The organism is Acinetobacter calcoaceticus DSM 30006 = CIP 81.8, from assembly GCF_000368965.1.
Classification (GTDB): domain Bacteria; phylum Pseudomonadota; class Gammaproteobacteria; order Pseudomonadales; family Moraxellaceae; genus Acinetobacter; species Acinetobacter calcoaceticus.
In genome coordinates this window covers 2,241,442-2,262,845 of the sequence record NZ_KB849780.1, presented here as the reverse complement: position 1 = coordinate 2,262,845, position 21,404 = coordinate 2,241,442, and the positions used below count along the sequence as shown (strand labels likewise).

Genomic DNA, 21,404 nt, shown 5'->3' with positions numbered 1-21,404 from the left:
AGCCATGTGAAAATGACTCAAGATGGCACTAGAAGATAAGGTCTTAAACCTGCTCTTCACAGAATTGTAAAAATGCTTTGAGGCCAGGACCTTGGTATTTTTGACGGTGTACCAACATGTAAAGTGGGCGAGTAAGTTGCCAGAATGGCGTTTCTAAAATAACTAATTGTTCTTTTTCAATTAAAGGTTCAATAGCGAGTTTAGAGATACAAGACATTCCTAAACCACCAGCAACGATTTTCAAGATTGCTTCATTGTGACCTAGGGTTAGGCGAATATTAGCGTCTGGTAGATCTTGCAAAATAGCATTATCAAACACTTCACGAGTTCCCGAACCTTCTTCACGTAAAATCCATTCAACCTGATAAAAATCATGTGCTGTTAAAGGTCGATTTAAACGTGCTAGAGGGTGATCAGGGGAGCAGCATACTGCTAGCTCATCATCTCGCCAGTGAATACATTGAAGTTGAGGCAGGTGACACGAGCCTTCAATTAATGCCAAATCAAGCTGAAACTGATTGACCGCTTCAATCATTTGGCGTGTATTGCCCACCTGTAATTGCAAGTGTGCCTTAGGATGAGACTGTAAAAAGTTCGCCATTAAATCTGGCATGAGGTAATCACTGATCGTTAGAGTTGCCCCAATACGTAAGTCAATGCTTTGCAACTCACCTTTTGCAGCTTGCTCAAAAGCCTCACAGCGACCTAATATTTCTAGCGCTTGTGGCAATAAAAAGCGGCCAAGATCATTAAGTTGTAGTCGTTTACCTAAACGATCAAATAGAGGGGCACCAAGACCATCCTCTAAATCGGCTAAAGCCATACTTGCTGCACTTTGCGTCAGTCTGACCGCATCACTGGCTTTGGTGACAGTTCCTTCTTGAGCGACTGCTACAAAAACAGCCAACTGGCGTAATGTCATGCGCATGTTTAAAAAGCCTTAACGTTTAAAAGTATTCATTATTTCGACTGTCATGCTAACATGAGCGCACTATTTCATGCCACGTTGAAATCATGTCAATTGAAAAATTTAGCGTAGAAAAAGTTTTATCTGTACACCGCTGGACTCCAACTCTTTTTAGTTTCACCATGACTCGCCCTGCACATTTTAAATTTACTGCTGGGCAATTTGCACGTATTGGACTGAAAGTTGGAGAAGAACTTGTTGTTCGTGCCTATTCGGTAGTGTCTTCTCCATTTGATGAAACGCTAGAATTTTTCTCGATTGTGGTACCTGATGGCGCATTTACTTCAAATCTTCAACATTTGAAGGTAGGAGATGAGCTTTATTTAGAAAAAATACCTTATGGTTATCTTACTTTAGCTCGTTATCAACAGCCTTTACCGCATGATTTATGGTTATTAGCAACAGGTACTGGCTTAGCTCCATTTTTATCGATGCTACAAGACTTCGATACATGGTCGAAATATCAAAAGATCAATTTGGTTTACAGTGTACGTACAGCTGCTGAATTAGCTTATGCCGATCGTATTCAAGAGATTGCTGAAACTTTTGGGGAAGGGCACGTCGGTTTTAAATTTATTTCAATTATTACTCGTGATCCATCAGCACAGTTACACGATCGTTTACCAGTTTTGATCGAAAATGGTGAATTAGAAAAAGTTGCTGGTATAGAATTGAGCCCTGCAACAAGCCATGTCATGCTTTGTGGAAACCCACAAATGGTGGATGACACGAAAGAAGCTTTAAAGTGCCGTGGTTTGACGATGAATCGTCGAGGTGAGGGAAATATTGCAGTAGAAAATTACTGGTAACAAACGACAATTAAAAGAACTTTAAAATTATTTTTATGGATATGTTTATTAATGGACAAACATATCCATAAATTCACGAATTTCGGAAATCGCACTGTCTACATCGCTTGAAAGCCAAGTAGGTTCAAAAAGGCCTGCATAATGTTCTAAACGGTCTTGGGGAACAACTAAGCGAACAGGACAGTCTTCTTCAAGTAAACGCCAAGGTAAAATCGGAACTTCATTGTCCAGAAAAATATTGATATTACGAATATCAACAATCATGGCGTTAATGCAGTCAGGAAATGGCATAACTGAAAACTCTTCAGTACGACGACGAAAATATTCCAGATCACCCCATTTGAGTTCATAACTTGGTTTATTAAATTCAATAATACCAATGAGATGTTCGTCTCTTGTCTGGTGGATATAACATTGATGTGTGACGTCAGTGTCGAGATCAAGAGTTACATTTTGCTGACGATACATCATAAAATAGAGTAGCTTTAAAACATGGGGGCTTATTATAGCCTATTTTCTAAAAAGTAAGCGCTAAAACATATTGTATTACAAATGGGACATGGACGAAGTTCGTAAATAATTAGAAATTATTTTTAATAGCTTAAATTAATGTGTGCAAATTTTATACTATTTTTATTATTTTAAAAGTAGAGTTTTGCAATCACAGACACCTTCGCATAATGCTTTTTCACACAATGCAACAAAGCAAATTGCTAAGATGAATATAAAGTTAATGATAATAGAAGAGGGGAAAGAAGATGCATGATTTTTCAAAACCACCTCATGTGACGAGTCCTGAAGAAACTGCGAAAAAAAGAAGATTACCAGTTTATATTTTAATTATTGTTGGGCTTTTTCTTCTTGCCCTTGTAGTTTATATGATAGCTGATCATAGCAACGTGCCTAAAGAAGAAGGAGCTATGCAACATGAGCCCGTGCCACATGTCATTTCAAATGCCTCTAATTTAAAGACCTATATAGGTTAAAACGAGGTAATAATTTAACCAGTATATCTTGATATCAAGCCTTTAGGTGAAGACCTGAAGGCTTTTTTGCAACCTTTTGCATCAATTTGTTGTATTTATGCAGAAGTGTGTTGATTACAAAATATTCAAAACATAAGGTGAGATAGACCGCATTCATCGTCATTTTTTTACAACGAATGGTGTTTCCTAGAGATAACACTGAAAAGAACAGAACAATTGAGGACATAACAATATGAATGAATTTTTTGATGGGCCTCGCGGCGCTCAATTTGATGCAATGTATTACTGGGATCAGTTTCATCCAATTCTGGCTGCAATAGTGATCTTATTAGTGGGTTGGATAATTGCTTTATTAGTAGCAGCAGGTGTGAAAAAGCTACTGCAAAAAGTAAATACAAATGCAAAATTATCATCAGCAACTGGCCGAGCCCCAAATATCGAAGGCCTGATTTCCAAGGTCGTATTTTGGTTTATTCTAATTTTAGCTGTTGTCGCAGCTCTAAATGTACTAAACATTAGTGGAGTAAGCGGCCCGTTCAGCAATATGATTAATCAGGTACTTGTCTATATTCCAAATATCATTGCTGCTGTGGTGGTGGGTTTTATTGGTTGGATCGTTGCTCGACTGGTGCGAGCAGGGGTTACCAATGTTTTATCCAGAACCCAACTTGACGATAAATTAAGTACTGAAGTGGGTGTAGGTGGAATTAGCCAAAATATCGGTGAAATTCTTCACTGGCTTGTATTGTTACTTTTCCTTCCGATTGTTCTTTCAATATTAGGACTAACAGGCTTACTGATTCCAGTTCAAAATATGGTAAATGAAGCCGTAGCGTTCTTACCAAATATCTTTATTGCGGGCGTTATCGTTTTTGTTGGGTATATCTTGGCAAAAATTGTACGCGGTATTGTTGAAGGTTTAATAAATAGCTTAGGTGTTCAGGCTCAAGCGGAAAAAATTGGTCTTTTCAAAAGCTCTAATGTAGGCAAATTCTTAGGTTCATTTGTTTTTGCCATCATTATTATTACGACATTAATCGTTGCATTTGAAGCTTTAGGAATTGAAACAATTTCTCAACCTGCAACAGCAATGCTGAATGAAATCTTACGCGCAATTCCAAATATTATTGCTGCGGGTCTGATTTTACTTGTCGCTTATATCGTTTCTCGTTTTGTTGGGCGTTTGGTTGCAGAGTTAATTGCTGGAACTGGTGTTGATGAAATTCCTGCCAAATTAGATATACAACGCTTTTTAGGTCAAACTAAAGTTTCTAGCGCTGTCGGTTGCCTAATCGTATTCTTCACCATGCTTTTTGCAGTATCTGAAGCGGCAGATCGTCTTGGTTTCGATCAAATCAGTGGTCTAATCGCAATGTTTATCCATTTCGGTGCAAACATTCTGTTAGGTGCTGTTATTTTGGTTATTGGCTTCTGGCTCGCAAATGTTGTGGCGAATGTGGTGCAACGTGGTGAATATAATAGCTCGCGTTGGTTAGCTAACTTAGTTCGTGTCTTAATTATTGGTCTAGTACTTGCGCTTGGTTTAAGAGCCATGGGTATTGCAGATTCAATTGTTAATCTTGCATTCGGTTTGACTCTAGGCGCAGTTGCAGTTGCTTTCGCTCTTGCATTTGGCTTAGGTGGTCGCCAACCAGCAGAACGACTTTTAACTGATTTGTTAGATAAAGCTAAAAAAGAAGCGAATCAACCAAATCCTCTTTATCAGCCACCTTCTAGCACGAGTAGTGCAGCTCCAGCCACAACTACATCTGCGCCAACGACTCCACCATCTACAGTTTCATCTGATGCAAAACCAGCAGATTCTGTACAGGTGAACCCAACACAACCCCCAGTGAATAAACCGTTTGGTTCTACAGGTGAAAATGATGAAATTTAAGGGAATTAAACTGAATTTCAGATAAACAGTACAAAAAATCTTTGATTTTTGTGATAAGTTCGACCACTCTATATTGAGTGGTCGTTCTTTTTTGGCCGTTATAAAAACAAATAAGTGAGGAAAATACGATGAAGAAACCAGGTCGTTTTTTAGCACCAATTGTCATTGCCGGAATTACGGTAGGTTTTTTAGCAAGTGCTTATAAATTTGTATTTAGTAAGTCAGAAAACTTGAAACAGACTACTTCTCAGCCACAAGATTCACAGACCGCATCAAATAGTTCGAAAAACTCAAATTAGTTTATACGTATTGGGCAGCAGCATAGGCAGAAGACCACGCCCACTGGAAGTTGTAGCCACCTAAATGTCCGGTCACATCAAGTACTTCGCCAACAAAAAACAGTCCTTTCTGCTTTTTACTTTCCATAGTCTTGGAAGATACTTCTGTTGTATCTATTCCGCCTAAAGTAACTTCAGCGGTACGATATCCTTCTGTTCCAGACGGTTTAACTGCGAAGCCATGTAACTGCTCGGCAATATGATCTAGCTGTGCATCACTGATATTACCAATCGCTGTTTCGCTCTGCTCTGACCATATGAGTTGTTGTAACTCTTGGATAATACTTTTGGCAGTAAACTCATTAAGAAGAGTACGTAATAAAACTTTAGGCTGTGTTTTCTTTTTATCTTTTAAATAAGTCGCTAAATCTTGGCTTGGGAAAAAGTCAATTTTAAAACTTTCTCCTGAATTCCAATAGTTCGAAAGCTGTAAAGAACTTGGTCCACTCAAACCACGGTGGGTAAATAATAATGCTTCAGTAAAGCTATTTTTTGAGTTGCTTAACGTTACATCCAAAGCATTGCCACTTAAGCGTGTAGTGACTTCTTTAATATGATCTGAAAAAGTAAATGGAACTAAACCTGCACGAGTTGGAAAAACCTGATGTCCAAATTTTTGTGCCAGTTCATAGCCAAAACCGGAACCACCTAATGTGGGAATCGATAAGCCCCCAGTCGCAATCACTAAAGAATCACAAGTGTAATGTCCTTGATTGGTGTTTAGTGAAAACCCACTTTTTTCCAAGGGTGTAATTTGTCCAACTTCGCAATGAGTTTGAATATCTACATTTTTAGTTTTATTACACTCACTCACCAGCATTTCTAAAATTTCTTTAGCGCCGTTTAGCGTAAATAATTGCCCGTGTTTACGTTCTTCATAGGCAATTTTATAATCACATACCAAACCGATAAAGTCCCAGTTGCTATAACGTGACAGGGCAGAAATAACAAAGTGCGGATTATGAGAAATATAGTTATCAGGCTCTACATATAGGTTAGTAAAGTTACACTTACCACCACCCGACATTAAAATCTTTTTACCAATTTTATTGGCTTTTTCTAAAATTAAAACCGAGCGCCCGCGTTTAGCAGCATGTGCAGCCAACATGAGTCCAGAAGCACCTGCACCTAAGACAATGACATCGACATGACTGTTAGACATAAGAGATTCTCGATTAATCTTGAAAATTAAAAAGGGGCATATACTATCATGCCGACACTTACTCATGCTAAAGACATTTATTGGTATGAGGAGCAATATCTCCTAAAAATTAATGAATCAGTAGCTTAGCTTGTTTCTTATATCAGCCTGTAAACCGCCAGAATGAATTGCCAGAATACGAGTTCCTTCAGGGAAGTAATTGTTTTTTATAAGGTCAAACAGGCCGAACATCATTTTTCCCGTATAGATCGGTTCAAGAGGGACAGTGTATTGCTCTTCAAAGTTTTGGATAAATGTGAATAGCTCAGGTGAAGTTTTAGCGTAACCACCACAGCAGTAGGCATCTGTCAGTGACCAATTCTGTTTTTTAGTCCACTGCTGAATCTCTTGTTTTAGAAAGTCACCTTTTAATGCTGAAAACCCTAGAACCTTTTGATGTGGTGCACTTCGTTGAATGAGCCCTGAAATAGTCCCACCAGTTCCGACTGCACAACAAATCACATCATAGTTTTGCAAATCGCTTTGACTGAGAATTTCCTGACAACCTTGCACGGCTAGCTGATTAGAACCGCCTTCAGGAATAATGAAAGTTTCAGGAAATTGATTGTGTAATTGTTGAAGATAGTTTGCATCACCTCTCAAACGATATTCAGTGCGCGAGACAAAATGTAAATGCATTCCTAAACTTTGAGCTTTTGCTAAAGTAGGGTTAAGAGGCTTTTCAGCTAATTCTTCCCCACGAATAATTCCTATACTTTTTAAGCCAAAAAGATGAGCTGCATACGCAGTTGCAGCAATGTGATTTGAATAAGCCCCACCAAAAGTCAAAACGCGTGAAAATTCTCGTTGCTGCGCTGCAAGTAGATTGTATTTTAGTTTGAAAAACTTATTACCTGAGATTTGAGGATGAATTAAGTCTAACCGCTTAATGTCGAGATGCAGGGGATAGGGAAGTTGAATATGTTGATAAGGAACCGATTGAGTAATGTGATCAAACATTAGAAATTGAGAAAATAATGATTGATCACATTGTAACTTTTTAAATAGAACTTTAAAAAGCTGTTTACGAATTTGTATCGACAGAAGTAACCACTGACATACCAGGGCGTAAATGTTCCATTCCTTCCTGATTTGGGTCGATGGTTATACGTACAGCAATCCGTTGAACAACTTTAGTAAAGTTTCCTGTCGCATTGTCTGGCTTTAATACACTGAACTCGGAACCCGCTGCAGGTGAGATTTGCTCAACATGTCCTGTAAATTTTTTGTGTTTCATGGCATCGACTGTGAACCATGCCTTTTGACCAATCCTCATATTGGCAATTTGAGTTTCTTTGAAATTGGCAATCACCCAAGTTTGTTGTGGAATTAAATAGAGTAACTGCGACCCTGCTGCGACATATTGCCCAACACGAGGGTTTACTTCGCCAAGTTGACCATCCATCGGGGCAACAATAACGCTATAGTCTTTAGTGGTTTGTGCTTGGTCTAACTGCGCTTTAGCACTTGAAACTTGTGCTTCTAAGCCAGCTTCTGCGACTTGTGCTGTTTTAAGTGCTTCATTTGCAACTAACACATTGGCTTCTGCCTGTTTGAGTGCCGCAAGGTTATTTTCGGCATCTGCTGCGGCTTTATCTTGTTCAGATTTAGAGGCCGCGCCACTATTTCCTAACTGTTGATAGCGTCTGAGCTGTGCTAAAGAGAGTTCGTATTGAGCTTTTGCTTGATCCACTTTGGCTTGTGCAGCCACAATGTCAGCTTGTTTTTGGGCAATCGATTGAGTTTGATTAGCTAAGGTATTTTTAGCTTGTTCAACCCCAGAAGCTGCTTGTGTTACTTTTTGATCGTAAGTGGTTGCATCGATATGCATTAATACTTGACCCTTTTTAACATGGTCAAAGTCTTTCACTAATACATCTTTAACGTAGCCATTAATTTGTGAAGATAAAATTGTGGTGTTACCTTTGACATAACTATTGTCAGTTTGCTGAACACTCGTTGCAAAAGGTCCAATTCTCCATGCCCATAAAATCACTAAAATACCGACAATAAGAACAACCAGCATCCATAATAAAGTTGAGCGCTTTGTCGGAATGAGTTTACTCGCAGGTGCAGGTGTTGGCTCGTTGGTAGGTGCCTGAGAAGGCGTTTGTTCTGGTTTGTTTTGATCATCTGACATATATCAATCTCAATTTCTATTTTATCAAATACGAAAGCCGTTAAGGACGGCTAATTCCTCTGCGTTGTAGATATTTACTACGTGCAATATTAAATCCACCCCATAAGAGTAGGGCGACGGCAAAAATACCGTTTAAAGCAATAACGTCATTGTAGGCTCGCACTTGGGCTTCACGAGTGACCACTTGATTAAGTGAGCGCATGGATTGAGCTGTTTGTAATGCTGGGTCAGTAGTGGTGATTGATGCACTGCGTTGATAGGTAGAGAGTCTTTGAGCGACTAGAGGGTCTGCTTGTTCTAAATCTTTAATGATCTCTGCCTGATAGTTCTGCGTACGATGTTGTTGATAGGTCGAGAAGAAAGAAGACCCTACAAGACCACCGAAAGTTTGGGTGGCAGAAAATAGTACGATAAAGGTCACTACGTAAGATGGACCCTTAGCAAGTGTTTGTGCGAAGCCAATGAGAAGTAATGGACCAATGAATAAACCACCTGCAAAGCCGACTAAAAATTGACTTGCAAAGAAGTTCACAGGTCGGACATCACTGGTTAGGTGATAATCTAGTCCACAGGCGACCAGAATCAAAAACTCTGCAAAAAGTAAGTGGAAGATAATTCGTTCGCGCGAAAAAGTAAGCGCACTAAAAAGTGTCCCGCTTAAAATTCCTATGAATATCACAACATAGAGTGGCACAAATTGGTCAGGTCCCATTCCCATTGTTTTTAAGAAGTTAACAGCAGCATAGCTTTGTTCAGACATTAAAAGTCGAATTGCAAAAGCACCAAAAATGAAACGTAGGGTCGAAGAGGCGCCTAGCCAACGCGTCATAATTAATGGATTGGCGCGATAGTGTTCGTAAAGTAAACCGAGCACAACTAAGCTAAAACCTGCGATTAATATATAGGCAAGCCATTCGCTATTAAACCACCATAAAATTGGACCTTGCGTCAGCACGATACATAAACATGCAAAACCTGGAGCCAATAAGGCAAAGGTGAAGAAATCTTGCTTCTCAAAAACATAAATTCTTAAGCTACGTGGTAATTTCAATGAAACGACCATGGCTAAACAACAAAGTGCTAAACCGAGCTCAAAGGTGTAAAGAACAGACCAGCTGTCTGTACTTACAAGGAAAGGAGAAATAATCCAAGCCAAGGGTACGCCAAGTTGCTGAAAGCCGAAGGCGATATATATTCCTTTTGCCATGTCTGCTTTTTTGAAGGCCTGCATGGTGTAATACATACCTAAAGAGCTTAGTGGTGCACCCGCTAAACCAGCCACAACCCGAGCGAATAGTGCCATTTCATAGGTATGCACAAAAATATGCAAAACAAGAACCGCAATAAAAATAACCAGTCCTATTTCCGAAAATACTCTCAGGCCATACTGTTGACGGGCTTTAAACAAAATCAGATTTGAGCTTACATTTGCCATGACATAGGCCGCAGGCAGCCAAGCAGCTTCGGAAGGGGTAAGACCGTATTCACCTTGGATTAAAGGTAAGTTTGCTGTAATAAAACCATTACTTAAGCTTGCCGAAAGAGCGATAAATAAACCGATAAAAAAGTAAATAAACCGCTTAGGTACAGAGTGTGCAATCGCTGCTGGTGAACCAGGTAGAGTCGGTTGCTCTTCTGGCGTCCAGTCGGGTGGTGTTTCTAAATAACGAGGCGTTTTACTCATTCTATCCCTCGAATTTTTTGTATTTGAATACCATGAAATAGTAATTCAATTGCTCGTTTTGCTAAGCGAGTCTGTTCTTCGGGCTCATGTCCTTGAAATGAAGAACCTAACATTGCAGTGACCATTGCATAGTCATCGGCAGTTAGATCTGCTCGGCACAGTTTTTGTTCTATTGCTTTTTCAATCAGTGGATTAAGTGCATTATTTCGCCGTTCATAGATTTTTAACATAATTGGGTCTTGTCGATCAATTACTCTCCAAAAATCTTGCAAAATTGCGAGCTTGGGAAGTTGCCCAATGTGTCCTTCAATTAAACGAAATAAACCGTCTCCGAATTGTTGAAAATGAGCTGCCTTTTGCTCTAGCTGTGTAATCGCGCGTTCTAAAAGTGCGCTAATTAAAGCTTTGCGATCGCAAAAGTTACGATAGAACGTTGCTCGTCCTACACCAGCGTGGTCAATCACAACTTGTAAGGGGACATTAATGCCATGAATACGAAAACATTCTTCGGCTGCATTGAGTAATTCATCCCGATTATGGGCAGCAATTTTTTGACGTTTACTCATGTCATCTTTAGGGATCTTTTAAAGAATATATATTTAACGGACATTTTTGTCCGTTGTGAAGATATAAATTGTAAAAACATGAAAATTCAATTTTCATCATTTATATCTTCTCCATTTTTATCTGCGTCATAAAAAGCTGGTAGAATACCGCGCAATTGCGTAATGCTAGGTCAATACAATGTTTGAGTCCCTTATTCCTCTTTTTTCAATTGCGATGGCATTGATGCTGGGAGCAATAAGCCCTGGGCCAAGCTTTATTTACGTGGCACAAAATTCAATTTCTAAATCACGTAAACATGGTTTGTTCACGGCTTTAGGAACAGGTACAGGCGCAGCTCTGTTTGGCCTATTAGCTGTTATGGGATTACAAGCGGTTTTATTGGCTGTACCTTCTGCTTATTTAATTTTAAAAATTGGTGGCGGGCTTTATTTACTTTGGCTAGCTTTTAAAATTATTAAACATGCCAAAGAACCAATTGCAATGGAAAACGATGCAAAATCGAAAATGACCTATAAACAGGCATATCGATATGGTTTGATTACTCAGTTAAGTAATCCAAAAATCGCAGTTGTATTAGCAAGTGTATTTACTGCTTTACTGCCGAAAGAAATCCCAAATTATTACTACGTCGCATTGCCAGTGATTTGTTTTATGATTGATGCTGGTTGGTATTCATGTGTGGCAATGCTGCTATCTTCAGAGAAGCCTAGAAAAATGTATTTAAAGGCAAAAACTGGTGTTGACCGAGTTGCTGGAAGCATTGTTAGCCTATTGGGTTTAAAGTTAATTTTCTTCAAATGATAAGTCTTTAATTAAAATATCTAAAAAATCCAAAGCCAGCTGTTTATAGTCTGGCTTTATTTTTGCGTAAAATATATACAAATTGAAATATCTTTTTTAGCCCTTAAACATTTAAAAAGTGGTAACTTAATAAATAAAACAAAAAGAAATGAGGATCACGTTATGAAAAAACTAATGGTGAGCATTTCTGTAGTTTTTCTCATCTTAACTACAGGATGTGAGATGAGAACGATGAGTAAGCAACCACCAGCAAATGAACGGACCATGAGTATTGTTGGTACTCCAGTTCATGAAAAGGATTATAAAATTTCCGATATCCAAGCGAATAATCATGAGCAATCCAACTATTAAGTTACTTGCAGGGTGTGCGACTTACTGTATTTTGAGTATGGTCAATGCATGTGAACCTGCATCTTTAGAGTGGGACCTTTTTCAGGAAAAATATGATTTAAATCATGATGGAATGTACAGCCTAAAAGAGTTTCAACGTGTTGAGGATTTTTATCCTTATAACTGGCCGAGCGATAAACGTTTTCAAGGCGAAAACAAGCAGACAGAGTTATTTCATTATTTAGATGAAAATAAGAACGGCTATTTAACAAATGAGGAGTTAGGAAACATACATGTTTTATTTAATAATCCTTGTGAAGGGTGGCCGTGGTCGTAATTTAAATTCACTTATTTATATTTCTTCAGAACTCGAATTTTAAAAATAAAAAAAGCTTCCAATTTAGGAAGCTTTTTTTATGAAGGCAGATTAAGAAACTTTATCGCCTGGTTTTGCACCGCTATCTGGTGAAATAATGAAAATACCTTCACCATTTCCAGCAGCAAGTACCATTCCGTTTGAAATACCAAAACGCATTTTACGTGGTGCAAGGTTAGCAACCATAACGACCAGTTTGCCTTTTAAATCTTCTGGAGCGTATTGGCTGCGAATACCACTGAATACATTACGTGTTTCAGCTTCACCAACGTCTAAAGTAAGTTGAAGTAATTTATCTGAACCTTCAACAGTGCCTGCTTCAACGACCTGAGCAACACGTAAGTCAACCTTTAAGAAATCTTCAATACCAATGATTTCTGCTTCACCAACTGCTGGAACAAGAGCCGCTTTTTTCTCGGCAGCTTTGTCCTTTTTCGCAGCTGCTTTAGTTGCTTCTGGAGCAGGAGTACCTAAAGACTCTTTAGATGCATCCACCATTGCAGCAACAGCTTTTGGATCAACACGTTGCATGAGCGGTTGGAACTGTGCAATCTCATGGCTTACAAGAATTTGTTGACGTGAATCGAAATTGAAGCTTTCAAGTTTTAAGAAACTTTGAACTTGCTCAGCCAAAGTTGGAAGAACTGGAGCCAAGTACACAGCTAATTGACGGAACAAGTTGATACCAACTGAGCACACATCAAGAACTTGTTGTTCTTGACCTTCTTGTTTAGCAAGTGCCCATGGCTTTTTCTCGTCAATATATTGGTTTGCACGATCAGCAAGTGCCATAATTTCACGAATAGCCATTGAGAATTCACGTGCTTCATATGCGCTAGCGATTGAATCACCTGCATCAATAAAACTTTGCACCAACTCAGATTCTGCACATTCAGCAGATAAAGTATTGTTAAAGTTACTGTTGATAAATTTAGCACAACGGCTAGCAATATTGACGACTTTACCGACTAAGTCAGAATTTACTTTTTGAATAAAATCATCAAGGTTTAAATCAGAGTCTTCAACTTTATCTGAAAGTTTAGATGCAAAGTAGTAACGTAAATATTCTGGATTTAAATGCTGTAAATAAGTCTCTGCTTTAATAAAAGTACCACGAGACTTAGACATTTTTTGTCCGTTCACAGTCAAGAAACCATTTACAAATAAGCCTGTTGGAGTGCGATAGTTTGCACCATCCAACATTGCAGGCCAGAACAATGCATGGAAATAAACAATGTCTTTACCAATGAAATGGTAAACATCGTTTTGACTGTCTTTTTTCCAGAAATCATCAAAACTTAAATCTGGGCGCTTAGTTTTGATGTAATTTTCAAAACTCGACATATAACCAATTGGTGCATCTACCCAAACATAGAAGTATTTATTTGGCGCATCAGGAATTTCAAAACCGAAATAAGGTGCATCACGGGAAATATCCCAATCGGTTAAACCCGACTCAAACCATTCATCTAGCTTGTTTGCAATCGAAACAGGTAATCGACCTTCATCACGGGTCCATTTCTGTAAATACTCAGCAAAGTTCGGTAGTTTAAAGAAATAATGATCTGAAGATTTTTCAACTGGTGTTGCACCACTTAAGGTTGAACGTGGGTTAAGTAGTTCAGTTGCATTATAGGTTGTACCACAAACTTCACATGAGTCGCCGTATTGGTCTTCTGATTTACATTTCGGGCATGTACCTTTAATGAAACGGTCAGACAAGAACATGCCTTTTTCTGGGTCAAATAATTGAGTTACAGGGCGAACTGCAATATTTCCAGCTTCACGGTTTTTAATATAGATATCTGTTGAGCGGGCTTTGTTCGCATCGCTATGAGTTGAATCGTAATGATCGAAATGTACGCCAAAACCGTCAAAATCACGGATGTGTTCTTTTTGAACATTCGCAATTTGCTCTTCTGGGCTAATACCATTTGCTTCGGCACGTAGCATAATTGCTGTACCGTGAGCATCATCCGCACATACATAAGTCACATCATGACCCATTGCTCGCATGGCACGAACCCAGATATCTGCCTGGATGTAACCGAGTAAATGACCCATATGAATTGGACCATTAGCATAAGGGAGGGCATTAGTGACTAAAATTTTACGCACGGATTTCATTCTCTCATTCGTATTTATAAGGTGGAAGATTTTAACTGATGCAGGGAGATAAGCAAAGATTAATAATCTTTGGCTTGGCGCAAGAGGTTTCTATAAAAATGGGTTTTGGTCAGAGAGCGTTTCTCTTTAGAACAGATAAACAAATCAAAAAATATTTGAATCTTCCTGTATTGTCTTTGTTTCAAATTGCAGTTACGGTCAGAAAATAAGCCATAACGATGTATAACTAATAACTTATTCAGGTAATTTTTTAATTAACTACGAGGATAACAACGATGACTACTGAAAATAAATTAGATGAGTTAAAAGCAAAAGCGGCAGATGCAAAAGTACAAGGTGAAAAAGCTTTGGAAGATTTAAAGGAAAACGTAAAAGCTAAAGAAGCTGCTGGTAAAGAAGCTGTTGAAGATAAAGTAGATGAGTTAAAGGCCAAAGTGGCAGATGCAAAAGTTCAAGGTGAAAAAGCTTTGGATGATTTAAAGGAAAATGTAAAAGATAAACAAGCTGCTGGCAAAGAGGCAGTTGAAGATAAAGCAAATGATTTGAAAGGCAAACTTGAGGATGCTCAGCATACCTTGCAAGATAAGTTCGATCATTTACGTACAGAAGCGGGTCATAAACTTGATGACGCCAAAGCCAAAGCAGTAGAGTTAAAAGATGAGGCTGCAACAAAATTTGATGAGTTAAAAACGCAAGCAACAGCGAAATTTGATGAGTTGAAGAAAACAGCAACAGATAAGTTAAATAAATTGAAGCACCATGATTCTGATGAGTAAGTTTATTTAAACTAAAATCTGCACTCCTTACCTAAAAGATGGAAGCTTGAAAATTAGCAATTCTTCATCCTTAGGTGAGCGAGTGCGGATCAATACTGTTACACTATCTCCATTAAGCTGTAATGATCTGTTTTTGGAGTAAACAATATGTCTTGGCTTTCTTCATTAAAGTCTGTTTTTTCACCCGCACAAGAAGTGAAAGAAGATGAAATCCAAACGGTACTCCAAAATTATTTACTACCGCATTCAAAAGATGCTTTAAAAGAGCGCATTAGTCAGCTTCAAGTTCAAGGTCGAGTATTACAACTCACCATTAATACATTTCCTGATGAAAAAGAGCACTTGCAGCAAATTCATGATGATTTGGCTGGGGCTTTAGAAAAGTGTGGTATTGAAGAACTAAATCTACATGTGGTTCAACAAAAGCGTCCTGCACAAGAAAGTTCAAACCTACCTCCTGTGCTTGATGCTTCACCTAAAGCAGAACCAGATCCAAATAATCCGCCTATCCAAAAAGCAGCTCCGCAACAAAGAGATGTTCCACTTCATCCTCGCATTAAGCATGTTATTTTAGTTTCGTCAGGTAAGGGTGGCGTTGGTAAATCGACAACTACTGTTAATTTAGCACTTGCCTTGCAAAAAATGGGGCTTAAAGTTGGAGTGTTGGATGCCGATATCTATGGCCCAAGTATTCCGACAATGCTAGGCAATGCTGGCAAAACCCCTCTTATTGAAAGTGAAAATTTTGTGCCTTTAGATGCTTATGGCATGGCGGTGTTATCGATTGGACATTTAACTGGTGATAACAACACCCCTGTTGCATGGCGTGGACCGAAGGCAACGGGTGCTTTAATGCAATTATTTAATCAAACTCTTTGGCCTGATCTAGATGTATTGATGATTGATATGCCACCTGGTACTGGTGATATTCAACTCACGCTTGCGCAGCGTATCCCAGTTACTGGTTCAATCATTGTGACTACCCCACAAAATGTTGCCTTATTAGATGCTACTAAGGGTATCGAATTATTTAATAAAGTTGGAATTCCTGTATTAGGCGTCGTTGAAAATATGTCGACCCATATTTGCTCTAACTGTGGTCATGAGGAGCAAATTTTTGGTATTGGCGGGGGTGACAAGCTCTCTGAACAGTACCATATTCCATTATTAGGCCGTTTGCCTCTAAATGCTCAGATCCGTGAGCATGCTGATCAGGGTAAACCTAGTGTTGTAGCAATGGATGATGCCGCTGATAGTTATATTGATATTGCTAAGGCTATGTGGGAACAGATTGAGAAAATTCCTCAACGTACACGTGATGACAAACGTATTTTTTGATTTATTTAAACCCGACTTCAAGTCGGGTTTTTTATTATCTGGTTAAAATAAAAAATTAAACCACTGAATATTAATAACAAAGCTAAACTTGAAATTGGCATATAGATTGCTACTTTACACTTTTTAAAAAGAAAGGGTAAAAAATGCAATTTAAATGTGCTTTTGGCGTAATCAGTTTATGTAGCGCCTTATTTTTAGTCGGATGCAATAATGACGACTCTTCTGTTTCACAAACACCTACAGTTCAGGAGCAAAAACAGAAATTACAGCCGATTATTATTCAGGGTGCTTTGCCTGTTGAGTCGGAAAGAATGGCTTCAAAATTAGAGAATAAGACTGTTGAAACCATTGGTGGGTGGACATTCTGGAAGGGTACCTATAATGGTTATCCAATGATTATTTCTAAAACCCGTATGGGTATGAGTAACTCGGCTGCGGCAACTGCTTTAGCCATTGAACGTTATAAACCGATAGCAATTATTAATCAGGGAACATCAGGCGGGCACGATCCAGATCTACACGTTTACGATATTGTCTTAGGAAAATACGCAACCAATATTGGTGCATTTAGAACACCAAAGCAGCCAGTTGGTGGTGGTTCAAATTCACTCACATGGGTTGAGGCTTTTGATGTTTTGCCAACAGACGAGTCTGACCCAGAACCTATCGCAATTCGTAAATTTGAAGGTGACCAAGAGTTATTAGTGGCAGCACATAAAGTTCGTTATGATAAAGGTGAGGTGGTTGAAGGAACGATTGGTTCAGCAGATGTCTGGAATAATGAGCTTGATCGTATTCAATTCTTCCACCAACGTTATGGCACTTCAGTCGAGGAAATGGAAGCAGCATCTGTGGCTCAAATTGCAAGTCAGTTGAATGTTCCTTTTCTAGGAATTCGAATCTTATCTAATAATATTACGAATAACGGGGCTTACGACCCTGGTACAGGAGAGGCTTGCCAAGAGTATGTACTCAATGTGGCTGAAGAGTATATGAAATCAAAACTACCAAAATAATAATTTAAAACTCAGCAAGAAGATCGGAGTCTTTATAAAACTTCTTCTTCTTGCTTTTTATGGCGATGTCTACTTTTCCAGTTTTTAATGACCATCCAACGCCAGAAAATTTCTGTAGATAAATATAAAATGACGGCAAATACGAAAGCTTCTACAACAAGACCTGTCATCAAAATTTTCGCAAGACTAAAATCAATGTGCCCATGGCCGAAATGAGTAATCCAACGGGAAATCTGGTGCAATACACCCAGCAGCATTTCTTTGTTGATCATATGCACATGAAAAATATGCGCACCAAACCAAAACCCAATATATAGAATAGGAACTAAAGTAAGAGGATTACTTAGCCAAGCCAGCATTAAGCTAATTGGTAGATTTACTTCAAATAGTAAGACTGCCATCACAATAAATACACTGTGAAAAGGGATAGGCAGTAAACCAAAAAAGGTTCCAACAAAAACAGCTCGGGTAATTGATTTTCGATTGACATACCAAAGCACAGGATTAAGGGTCTTTTTACCAAAAATCCTTAGAAATTTCATGTTTGAAACTTTCTCGGGTGAGGGAAGCCAAGATTGAAAAAAGTGCTTTGCCATAATCATTAAGGTAGTAGAGCGCGGTGCTGTAAATAAAAAAAATCAGAAACAATATATGAATTGAAACTTATTAAAAGCTTAAAATTTAAACTTACCATCACTATATATTTTTTATTATAAAGGCTTTTGATGGAAAAATAGACTTAAAATAAAAATACTTATGTTATTTAAGTACGAAATTATTTGAAAAGCATAACAACTGACCGTAAAGTTTTCTTTATCACTTTTTTGTGGTAATTGAATAAGTATTTGTTTTTAATGTTTTTATTTTAATTTTTAAAATGATTTTAAAAATTTTGTCTTACAATTACCTTTTGCCATGTGACAGGATATCTATTAATCTGAGATGACTATATTATGAGGTCATTCAATGATTTCATGGCTTTTTATTGGCTTAGTAGCCACAATTTTACTTACACCTGGTCCGACTAACACTTTACTCGCTTCTTCAGGCGTACAAGTAGGACTACGGAAGTCAGTAAAACTTATTCCAGCAGAAGTTTTGGGTTACGTGATCTCTATTTCTGCATGGGGAATGCTGATTGGGAAAGTGTCAACCACATTGCCATTGCTACCGCCTATTCTTAAGCTGTTGAGTGCTTGCTATATTATTTTCTTAGCCATTAAGTTATGGCATACGGCAAATCAAGAAGTTGAATTAAATCAGCCTACGATCCGTACTCGTGAATTATTTTGTGCAACCTTATTGAATCCCAAAGCCTTACTCTTTGCTTCCGCAATTTTTCCGGTAGCTGCGTGGAGTGATTTTCACATTTATTTAATTCATATGATGGCTTACTTAGCGCTTATTACGCCAATTGCCTTATTCTGGATTTTCTTAGGATCACTTTTAGCTTCTAAGAAAGTTGCATGGCTAAATCAGACTAATTTGCAAAAAACAGCTTCACTCGTTTTAGTCAGCTTTTCAATTCCTATTAGCTATTCTGCTTTACTGAGCCTTTAAAGGTACCGCTGAGCTATTCTTATTTGTTTGAGTAGCTTTGCGTTGTTTTCATAATTGCTTTTTTAAGTTAAAGTACGTCGAAATCAATGAAATTACCTTTTGGATAGAAAATACATGGCTATTAAGTCTGATCGTTGGATTCGCGAGATGAGCGAAAAACACGGCATGATTGAACCTTATGCAGAGAATCAAGTCCGTTTTGATGAAAATGGTGAAAAGTTGATTTCCTATGGGGTCTCTAGCTATGGCTATGATGTACGCTGTGCCCGTGAATTTAAGGTTTTTACTAACGTACATTCTGCAATTGTCGATCCAAAGAATTTTGATGACAAAAGCTTTATCGATATTGAGTCTGATGTTTGTATTATTCCGCCAAACTCATTTGCTCTAGCACGTACAATTGAATATTTCCGTATTCCTCGTAATGTGTTGACAGTATGCTTAGGCAAGTCGACTTATGCTCGTTGCGGTATTATTGTAAATGTGACTCCGTTAGAACCTGAATGGGAAGGCCACGTAACTTTAGAATTTTCAAACACTACTAATTTACCTGCACGTATTTATGCAGGGGAAGGTGTAGCACAAATGCTATTCTTTGAAAGTGATGAAGTATGTGAAACATCTTATAAAGACCGTGGTGGTAAATACCAAGGTCAGACAGGCGTTACACTTCCGAAAACATAATTTTTCTTAGATAAAGAAGAGTTTTAAAATAATGGGTCGCTTAGGTGGCCCAATTTTATGAATAAAATTTACATGAGGTACGTTTATCGGAATAGTGATAAATGACAGTTTTCTTTTGTAAAAAATAATATAATATGATCAATAATTGATTTGTTTTTTGTTCTGTATCACAGAATTTAAAAGCAAATATGCTTGATATAGGCTTTTTTGATATTAGTTAAACACTATCAAATTCAGATAAGCCAAATAAAAAGAAATTAAACAGGATTATGCCCCCAAGGATACGGAGGTCGGCCATGCGACAGTTTACGTCTCTTCATGTAGCGATAGCGCTTGGAAGCTTATGCTTTTCTTCAGCGTATGCTGCGTCTACATTAGTCCCTATGTCAGATTCGGAACTATCCGCAACTCGTGGCCAAGCTTTAATGAGTATGTCTTATATTGCGCCTACGGATTCTGCAAATTTGGAAAAACTACGCGACAACAGTAGTAATATCGGTTTCTATAAATTAGGTATGGAAGCTGAATTAGAAATTAATACCAATATCCGTAAATTACAGTTAGGTTGTGGTGGTGTTAATGGTGCTGGTGGCTGTGATATTGATATTGATAATCTAAGCTTAAGTGGTCAAAAGTTCGATACGAATGGTAATCCTTTGGCGATGTCTAGTGAAGAGCGTGCTTCGTCTTCTGCTGTTTTAACAAACCCGTTTATAGAGTTTGCAATTAAAAACCCTAATTCTGCATCAACCCGTGAAGTCGCCGGTTTAAGATTAAGTGCTGAAAAATTTATCGGCTTGCTTACAGCAGGTACTGAAAATACAACTAGGCCAAATGGCATTAACTCGATTTCTGGTTATATGCAGGTTCAATCTGATAGCAGTGGTTTAATTAAGGGTTATGCGACAACTTCTGCTACGCGGGACAATTTATATGGAACAAATGCAGTTACAGGTCGTTTACAGGCTTTGGGTTTAGGAGGGGCCGCTGAGGTAAGTTTTGTTACTTCAGATGGTGGATTTAATATTCCAGGCATTCAAAATAACTATTTTGAAATTGCCCCCATTCAGGTCAATGGCAACAGAGTTAGCTCCAAAGTTTTATCTGCTCCTGTGAAAGTCCCTAATATTTATGTAGGACATAGTAGTTCATACCCAGTAGATGGTACGGTGCAATATAATGCAGCAGGTCCACACGACCCAGCTTATCCTGAACCAACAGGTATTTATACTCAGGGTGGTAAAGTTGAAGCCACAGTAACAAGCTGTAGTGTATTAGCATGTCTCATTGCAGGCCAAGGTTCTAAATTCTCTAACGTATATATGAATGGTACAATTTCAAATATTACTGCAAATTTAAATTTAACCCAGTCATTGGGCCTTATTCATAATTTACCAATTAACTCACCAATGTACCTTGCTCTACAAAATCAAATGCTTCAATGGCCAGGTGCTAAAGCAGATGACGTAGCTCAAAAGGGTTGGTGGATGTCTTTTGCAAATCCAGTTAATGTTGGTAACATTATTCCGCAAGATGCAATTGATATTTCACCACTATTTCCGCAAATTTCGACGGCTGTTTCTGCCTATTTACAAGCTAACCCAGCACAAACTTCTGATTTAGGAGGATTATTAAAGCTGGGTGATCTAGATGTAAATATTGGTACAGTTGATTTGAAAAATAGTCCGCTTACATTAAATTTAAGCAACTTGCAGTTAACTAACCAAAACTTTAAGCCAAACTGCCATGGTTCAGGTTTAACTTTTTGTTAAATTCCGAGAAAGTAGATTAGGCTGCTTTACATTCA

Annotated in this window: 22 protein-coding genes; 13 read left to right on the top strand and 9 right to left on the bottom strand. The window is 38.2% G+C overall.

Going from position 1 to position 21,404, the window contains the following annotated elements:
- Positions 1 to 43: 43 nt before the first annotated feature.
- Positions 44 to 928, bottom strand: coding sequence for a LysR family transcriptional regulator GigC (gene gigC, locus F936_RS15555; protein WP_003653455.1), 885 nt, complete (start codon positions 926 to 928; stop codon positions 44 to 46).
- Between the two features lie 86 nt (positions 929 to 1,014).
- Here gigC and F936_RS15550 point away from each other — a divergent pair, with 86 nt between their 5' ends.
- On the top strand, positions 1,015 to 1,776 hold the full coding sequence (locus F936_RS15550; RefSeq protein WP_005048741.1) for a ferredoxin--NADP reductase: 762 nt from the start codon (positions 1,015 to 1,017) through the stop codon (positions 1,774 to 1,776).
- 48 nt (positions 1,777 to 1,824) lie between these two features.
- Here F936_RS15550 and F936_RS15545 read toward each other — a convergent pair whose 3' ends face one another.
- Positions 1,825 to 2,244, bottom strand: coding sequence for a hypothetical protein (locus F936_RS15545; RefSeq protein ID WP_171056780.1), 420 nt, complete (start codon positions 2,242 to 2,244; stop codon positions 1,825 to 1,827).
- 290 nt (positions 2,245 to 2,534) lie between these two features.
- Between F936_RS15545 and F936_RS15540 the strand changes: the two genes are divergently transcribed.
- The 3 genes from F936_RS15540 (at position 2,535) to F936_RS19365 (ending at position 4,958) form a co-directional block, all read left to right on the top strand.
- Entirely contained in the window at positions 2,535 to 2,762 is a 228-nt protein-coding gene (locus tag F936_RS15540; protein ID WP_003653450.1) for a hypothetical protein, read from the top strand.
- A 232-nt stretch (positions 2,763 to 2,994) separates the two neighbouring features.
- Complete coding sequence (locus F936_RS15535) at positions 2,995 to 4,659, top strand: mechanosensitive ion channel (protein WP_005048738.1); 1,665 nt, start codon at positions 2,995 to 2,997, stop codon at positions 4,657 to 4,659.
- Between the two features lie 128 nt (positions 4,660 to 4,787).
- Positions 4,788 to 4,958, top strand: coding sequence for a hypothetical protein (locus tag F936_RS19365; RefSeq protein WP_004641485.1), 171 nt, complete (start codon positions 4,788 to 4,790; stop codon positions 4,956 to 4,958).
- Between the two features lies 1 nt (position 4,959).
- On the opposite strand, the gene F936_RS15530 is transcribed toward F936_RS19365, so the two are convergent.
- The 5 genes from F936_RS15530 to F936_RS15510 form a co-directional block, all read right to left on the bottom strand.
- Positions 4,960 to 6,159, bottom strand: a complete 1,200-nt coding sequence (locus tag F936_RS15530) for a BaiN/RdsA family NAD(P)/FAD-dependent oxidoreductase (RefSeq protein WP_005048736.1) — start codon at positions 6,157 to 6,159, stop codon at positions 4,960 to 4,962.
- Positions 6,160 to 6,276: 117 nt separating this feature from the next.
- On the bottom strand, positions 6,277 to 7,158 hold the full coding sequence (locus tag F936_RS15525) for a 1-aminocyclopropane-1-carboxylate deaminase/D-cysteine desulfhydrase (RefSeq protein WP_005048733.1): 882 nt from the start codon (positions 7,156 to 7,158) through the stop codon (positions 6,277 to 6,279).
- A 64-nt stretch (positions 7,159 to 7,222) separates the two neighbouring features.
- Complete coding sequence (locus F936_RS15520; RefSeq protein WP_005048731.1) at positions 7,223 to 8,338, bottom strand: HlyD family secretion protein; 1,116 nt, start codon at positions 8,336 to 8,338, stop codon at positions 7,223 to 7,225.
- Between the two features lie 40 nt (positions 8,339 to 8,378).
- On the bottom strand, positions 8,379 to 10,022 hold the full coding sequence (locus tag F936_RS15515) for an MFS transporter (protein WP_005048729.1): 1,644 nt from the start codon (positions 10,020 to 10,022) through the stop codon (positions 8,379 to 8,381).
- The gene (locus F936_RS15510) at positions 10,019 to 10,588 is read right to left on the bottom strand and encodes a TetR/AcrR family transcriptional regulator (protein WP_004641494.1); all 570 of its coding nucleotides are present in this window, start codon (positions 10,586 to 10,588) and stop codon (positions 10,019 to 10,021) included. The genes F936_RS15515 and F936_RS15510 overlap by 4 nt, the downstream gene beginning before the upstream one ends.
- 178 nt (positions 10,589 to 10,766) lie before the next feature.
- Between F936_RS15510 and F936_RS15505 the strand changes: the two genes are divergently transcribed.
- From F936_RS15505 to F936_RS15495, 3 genes are all read left to right on the top strand, one after another.
- Positions 10,767 to 11,390: a LysE family translocator gene (locus tag F936_RS15505; protein WP_005048727.1), complete on the top strand. Its 624-nt coding sequence runs from the start codon at positions 10,767 to 10,769 to the stop codon at positions 11,388 to 11,390.
- Positions 11,391 to 11,552: 162 nt separating this feature from the next.
- Positions 11,553 to 11,741: an NF038215 family lipoprotein gene (locus F936_RS19450; protein ID WP_003653431.1), complete on the top strand. Its 189-nt coding sequence runs from the start codon at positions 11,553 to 11,555 to the stop codon at positions 11,739 to 11,741.
- Positions 11,722 to 12,057, top strand: a complete 336-nt coding sequence (locus F936_RS15495) for an EF-hand domain-containing protein (protein WP_005048725.1) — start codon at positions 11,722 to 11,724, stop codon at positions 12,055 to 12,057. The genes F936_RS19450 and F936_RS15495 overlap by 20 nt, the downstream gene beginning before the upstream one ends.
- Positions 12,058 to 12,147: 90 nt before the next feature.
- Here F936_RS15495 and metG read toward each other — a convergent pair whose 3' ends face one another.
- Positions 12,148 to 14,214 carry a methionine--tRNA ligase gene (gene metG / locus F936_RS15490; RefSeq protein ID WP_005048723.1) on the bottom strand — a complete coding sequence of 689 codons (2,067 nt, stop codon included), beginning with the start codon at positions 14,212 to 14,214 and terminating at the stop codon, positions 12,148 to 12,150.
- A gap of 284 nt (positions 14,215 to 14,498) precedes the next feature.
- On the opposite strand from metG, the gene F936_RS15485 reads away from it, so the two are divergent.
- From F936_RS15485 to F936_RS15475, 3 genes are all read left to right on the top strand, one after another.
- Positions 14,499 to 14,999, top strand: a complete 501-nt coding sequence (locus F936_RS15485) for a hypothetical protein (protein WP_004641505.1) — start codon at positions 14,499 to 14,501, stop codon at positions 14,997 to 14,999.
- Positions 15,000 to 15,146: 147 nt separating this feature from the next.
- Complete coding sequence (gene apbC, locus F936_RS15480) at positions 15,147 to 16,337, top strand: iron-sulfur cluster carrier protein ApbC (RefSeq protein WP_005048722.1); 1,191 nt, start codon at positions 15,147 to 15,149, stop codon at positions 16,335 to 16,337.
- A gap of 143 nt (positions 16,338 to 16,480) precedes the next feature.
- On the top strand, positions 16,481 to 17,353 hold the full coding sequence (locus F936_RS15475; protein ID WP_005048720.1) for a 5'-methylthioadenosine/S-adenosylhomocysteine nucleosidase: 873 nt from the start codon (positions 16,481 to 16,483) through the stop codon (positions 17,351 to 17,353).
- Between the two features lie 32 nt (positions 17,354 to 17,385).
- Here the strand turns inward: F936_RS15475 and F936_RS15470 are convergent, their stop codons facing one another.
- Complete coding sequence (locus F936_RS15470; protein WP_003653419.1) at positions 17,386 to 17,955, bottom strand: DUF2062 domain-containing protein; 570 nt, start codon at positions 17,953 to 17,955, stop codon at positions 17,386 to 17,388.
- A gap of 364 nt (positions 17,956 to 18,319) precedes the next feature.
- Between F936_RS15470 and F936_RS15465 the strand changes: the two genes are divergently transcribed.
- The 3 genes from F936_RS15465 (at position 18,320) to F936_RS15455 (ending at position 21,369) form a co-directional block, all read left to right on the top strand.
- The gene (locus F936_RS15465) at positions 18,320 to 18,913 is read left to right on the top strand and encodes a LysE family translocator (RefSeq protein ID WP_005048718.1); all 594 of its coding nucleotides are present in this window, start codon (positions 18,320 to 18,322) and stop codon (positions 18,911 to 18,913) included.
- Between the two features lie 114 nt (positions 18,914 to 19,027).
- A complete protein-coding gene (dcd, locus tag F936_RS15460) occupies positions 19,028 to 19,597 on the top strand; it encodes a dCTP deaminase (protein ID WP_003653416.1) in 570 nt (189 codons plus the stop codon).
- 296 nt (positions 19,598 to 19,893) lie between these two features.
- Positions 19,894 to 21,369, top strand: coding sequence for a hypothetical protein (locus F936_RS15455; RefSeq protein WP_005048716.1), 1,476 nt, complete (start codon positions 19,894 to 19,896; stop codon positions 21,367 to 21,369).
- The last annotated feature ends 35 nt before the right edge of the window (positions 21,370 to 21,404 follow it).

Excerpts from the sequence above, each read along its gene's own strand:
- gigC (WP_003653455.1), bottom strand. The coding sequence starts at position 928 with ATGCGCATGACATTACGCCAGTTGGCTGTTTTTGTAGCAGTCGCTCAA.
- F936_RS15510 (WP_004641494.1), bottom strand. The coding sequence starts at position 10,588 with ATGAGTAAACGTCAAAAAATTGCTGCCCATAATCGGGATGAATTACTC.
- F936_RS15520 (WP_005048731.1), bottom strand. The coding sequence starts at position 8,338 with ATGTCAGATGATCAAAACAAACCAGAACAAACGCCTTCTCAGGCACCT.
- F936_RS15545 (WP_171056780.1), bottom strand. The coding sequence starts at position 2,244 with ATGTATCGTCAGCAAAATGTAACTCTTGATCTCGACACTGACGTCACA.
- F936_RS15470 (WP_003653419.1), bottom strand. The coding sequence starts at position 17,955 with ATGATTATGGCAAAGCACTTTTTTCAATCTTGGCTTCCCTCACCCGAG.
- F936_RS15525 (WP_005048733.1), bottom strand. The coding sequence starts at position 7,158 with ATGTTTGATCACATTACTCAATCGGTTCCTTATCAACATATTCAACTT.
- F936_RS15550 (WP_005048741.1), top strand. The coding sequence starts at position 1,015 with ATGTCAATTGAAAAATTTAGCGTAGAAAAAGTTTTATCTGTACACCGC.
- F936_RS15485 (WP_004641505.1), top strand. The coding sequence starts at position 14,499 with ATGACTACTGAAAATAAATTAGATGAGTTAAAAGCAAAAGCGGCAGAT.
- dcd (WP_003653416.1), top strand. The coding sequence starts at position 19,028 with ATGGCTATTAAGTCTGATCGTTGGATTCGCGAGATGAGCGAAAAACAC.
- F936_RS15475 (WP_005048720.1), top strand. The coding sequence starts at position 16,481 with ATGCAATTTAAATGTGCTTTTGGCGTAATCAGTTTATGTAGCGCCTTA.
- F936_RS15455 (WP_005048716.1), top strand. The coding sequence starts at position 19,894 with ATGCGACAGTTTACGTCTCTTCATGTAGCGATAGCGCTTGGAAGCTTA.
- F936_RS15465 (WP_005048718.1), top strand. The coding sequence starts at position 18,320 with ATGATTTCATGGCTTTTTATTGGCTTAGTAGCCACAATTTTACTTACA.
- F936_RS15540 (WP_003653450.1), top strand. The coding sequence starts at position 2,535 with ATGCATGATTTTTCAAAACCACCTCATGTGACGAGTCCTGAAGAAACT.
- F936_RS15505 (WP_005048727.1), top strand. The coding sequence starts at position 10,767 with ATGTTTGAGTCCCTTATTCCTCTTTTTTCAATTGCGATGGCATTGATG.
- apbC (WP_005048722.1), top strand. The coding sequence starts at position 15,147 with ATGTCTTGGCTTTCTTCATTAAAGTCTGTTTTTTCACCCGCACAAGAA.
- F936_RS15495 (WP_005048725.1), top strand. The coding sequence starts at position 11,722 with ATGAGCAATCCAACTATTAAGTTACTTGCAGGGTGTGCGACTTACTGT.
- F936_RS15530 (WP_005048736.1), bottom strand. The coding sequence starts at position 6,159 with ATGTCTAACAGTCATGTCGATGTCATTGTCTTAGGTGCAGGTGCTTCT.
- F936_RS19365 (WP_004641485.1), top strand. The coding sequence starts at position 4,788 with ATGAAGAAACCAGGTCGTTTTTTAGCACCAATTGTCATTGCCGGAATT.
- F936_RS15515 (WP_005048729.1), bottom strand. The coding sequence starts at position 10,022 with ATGAGTAAAACGCCTCGTTATTTAGAAACACCACCCGACTGGACGCCA.
- F936_RS19450 (WP_003653431.1), top strand. The coding sequence starts at position 11,553 with ATGAAAAAACTAATGGTGAGCATTTCTGTAGTTTTTCTCATCTTAACT.
- F936_RS15535 (WP_005048738.1), top strand. The coding sequence starts at position 2,995 with ATGAATGAATTTTTTGATGGGCCTCGCGGCGCTCAATTTGATGCAATG.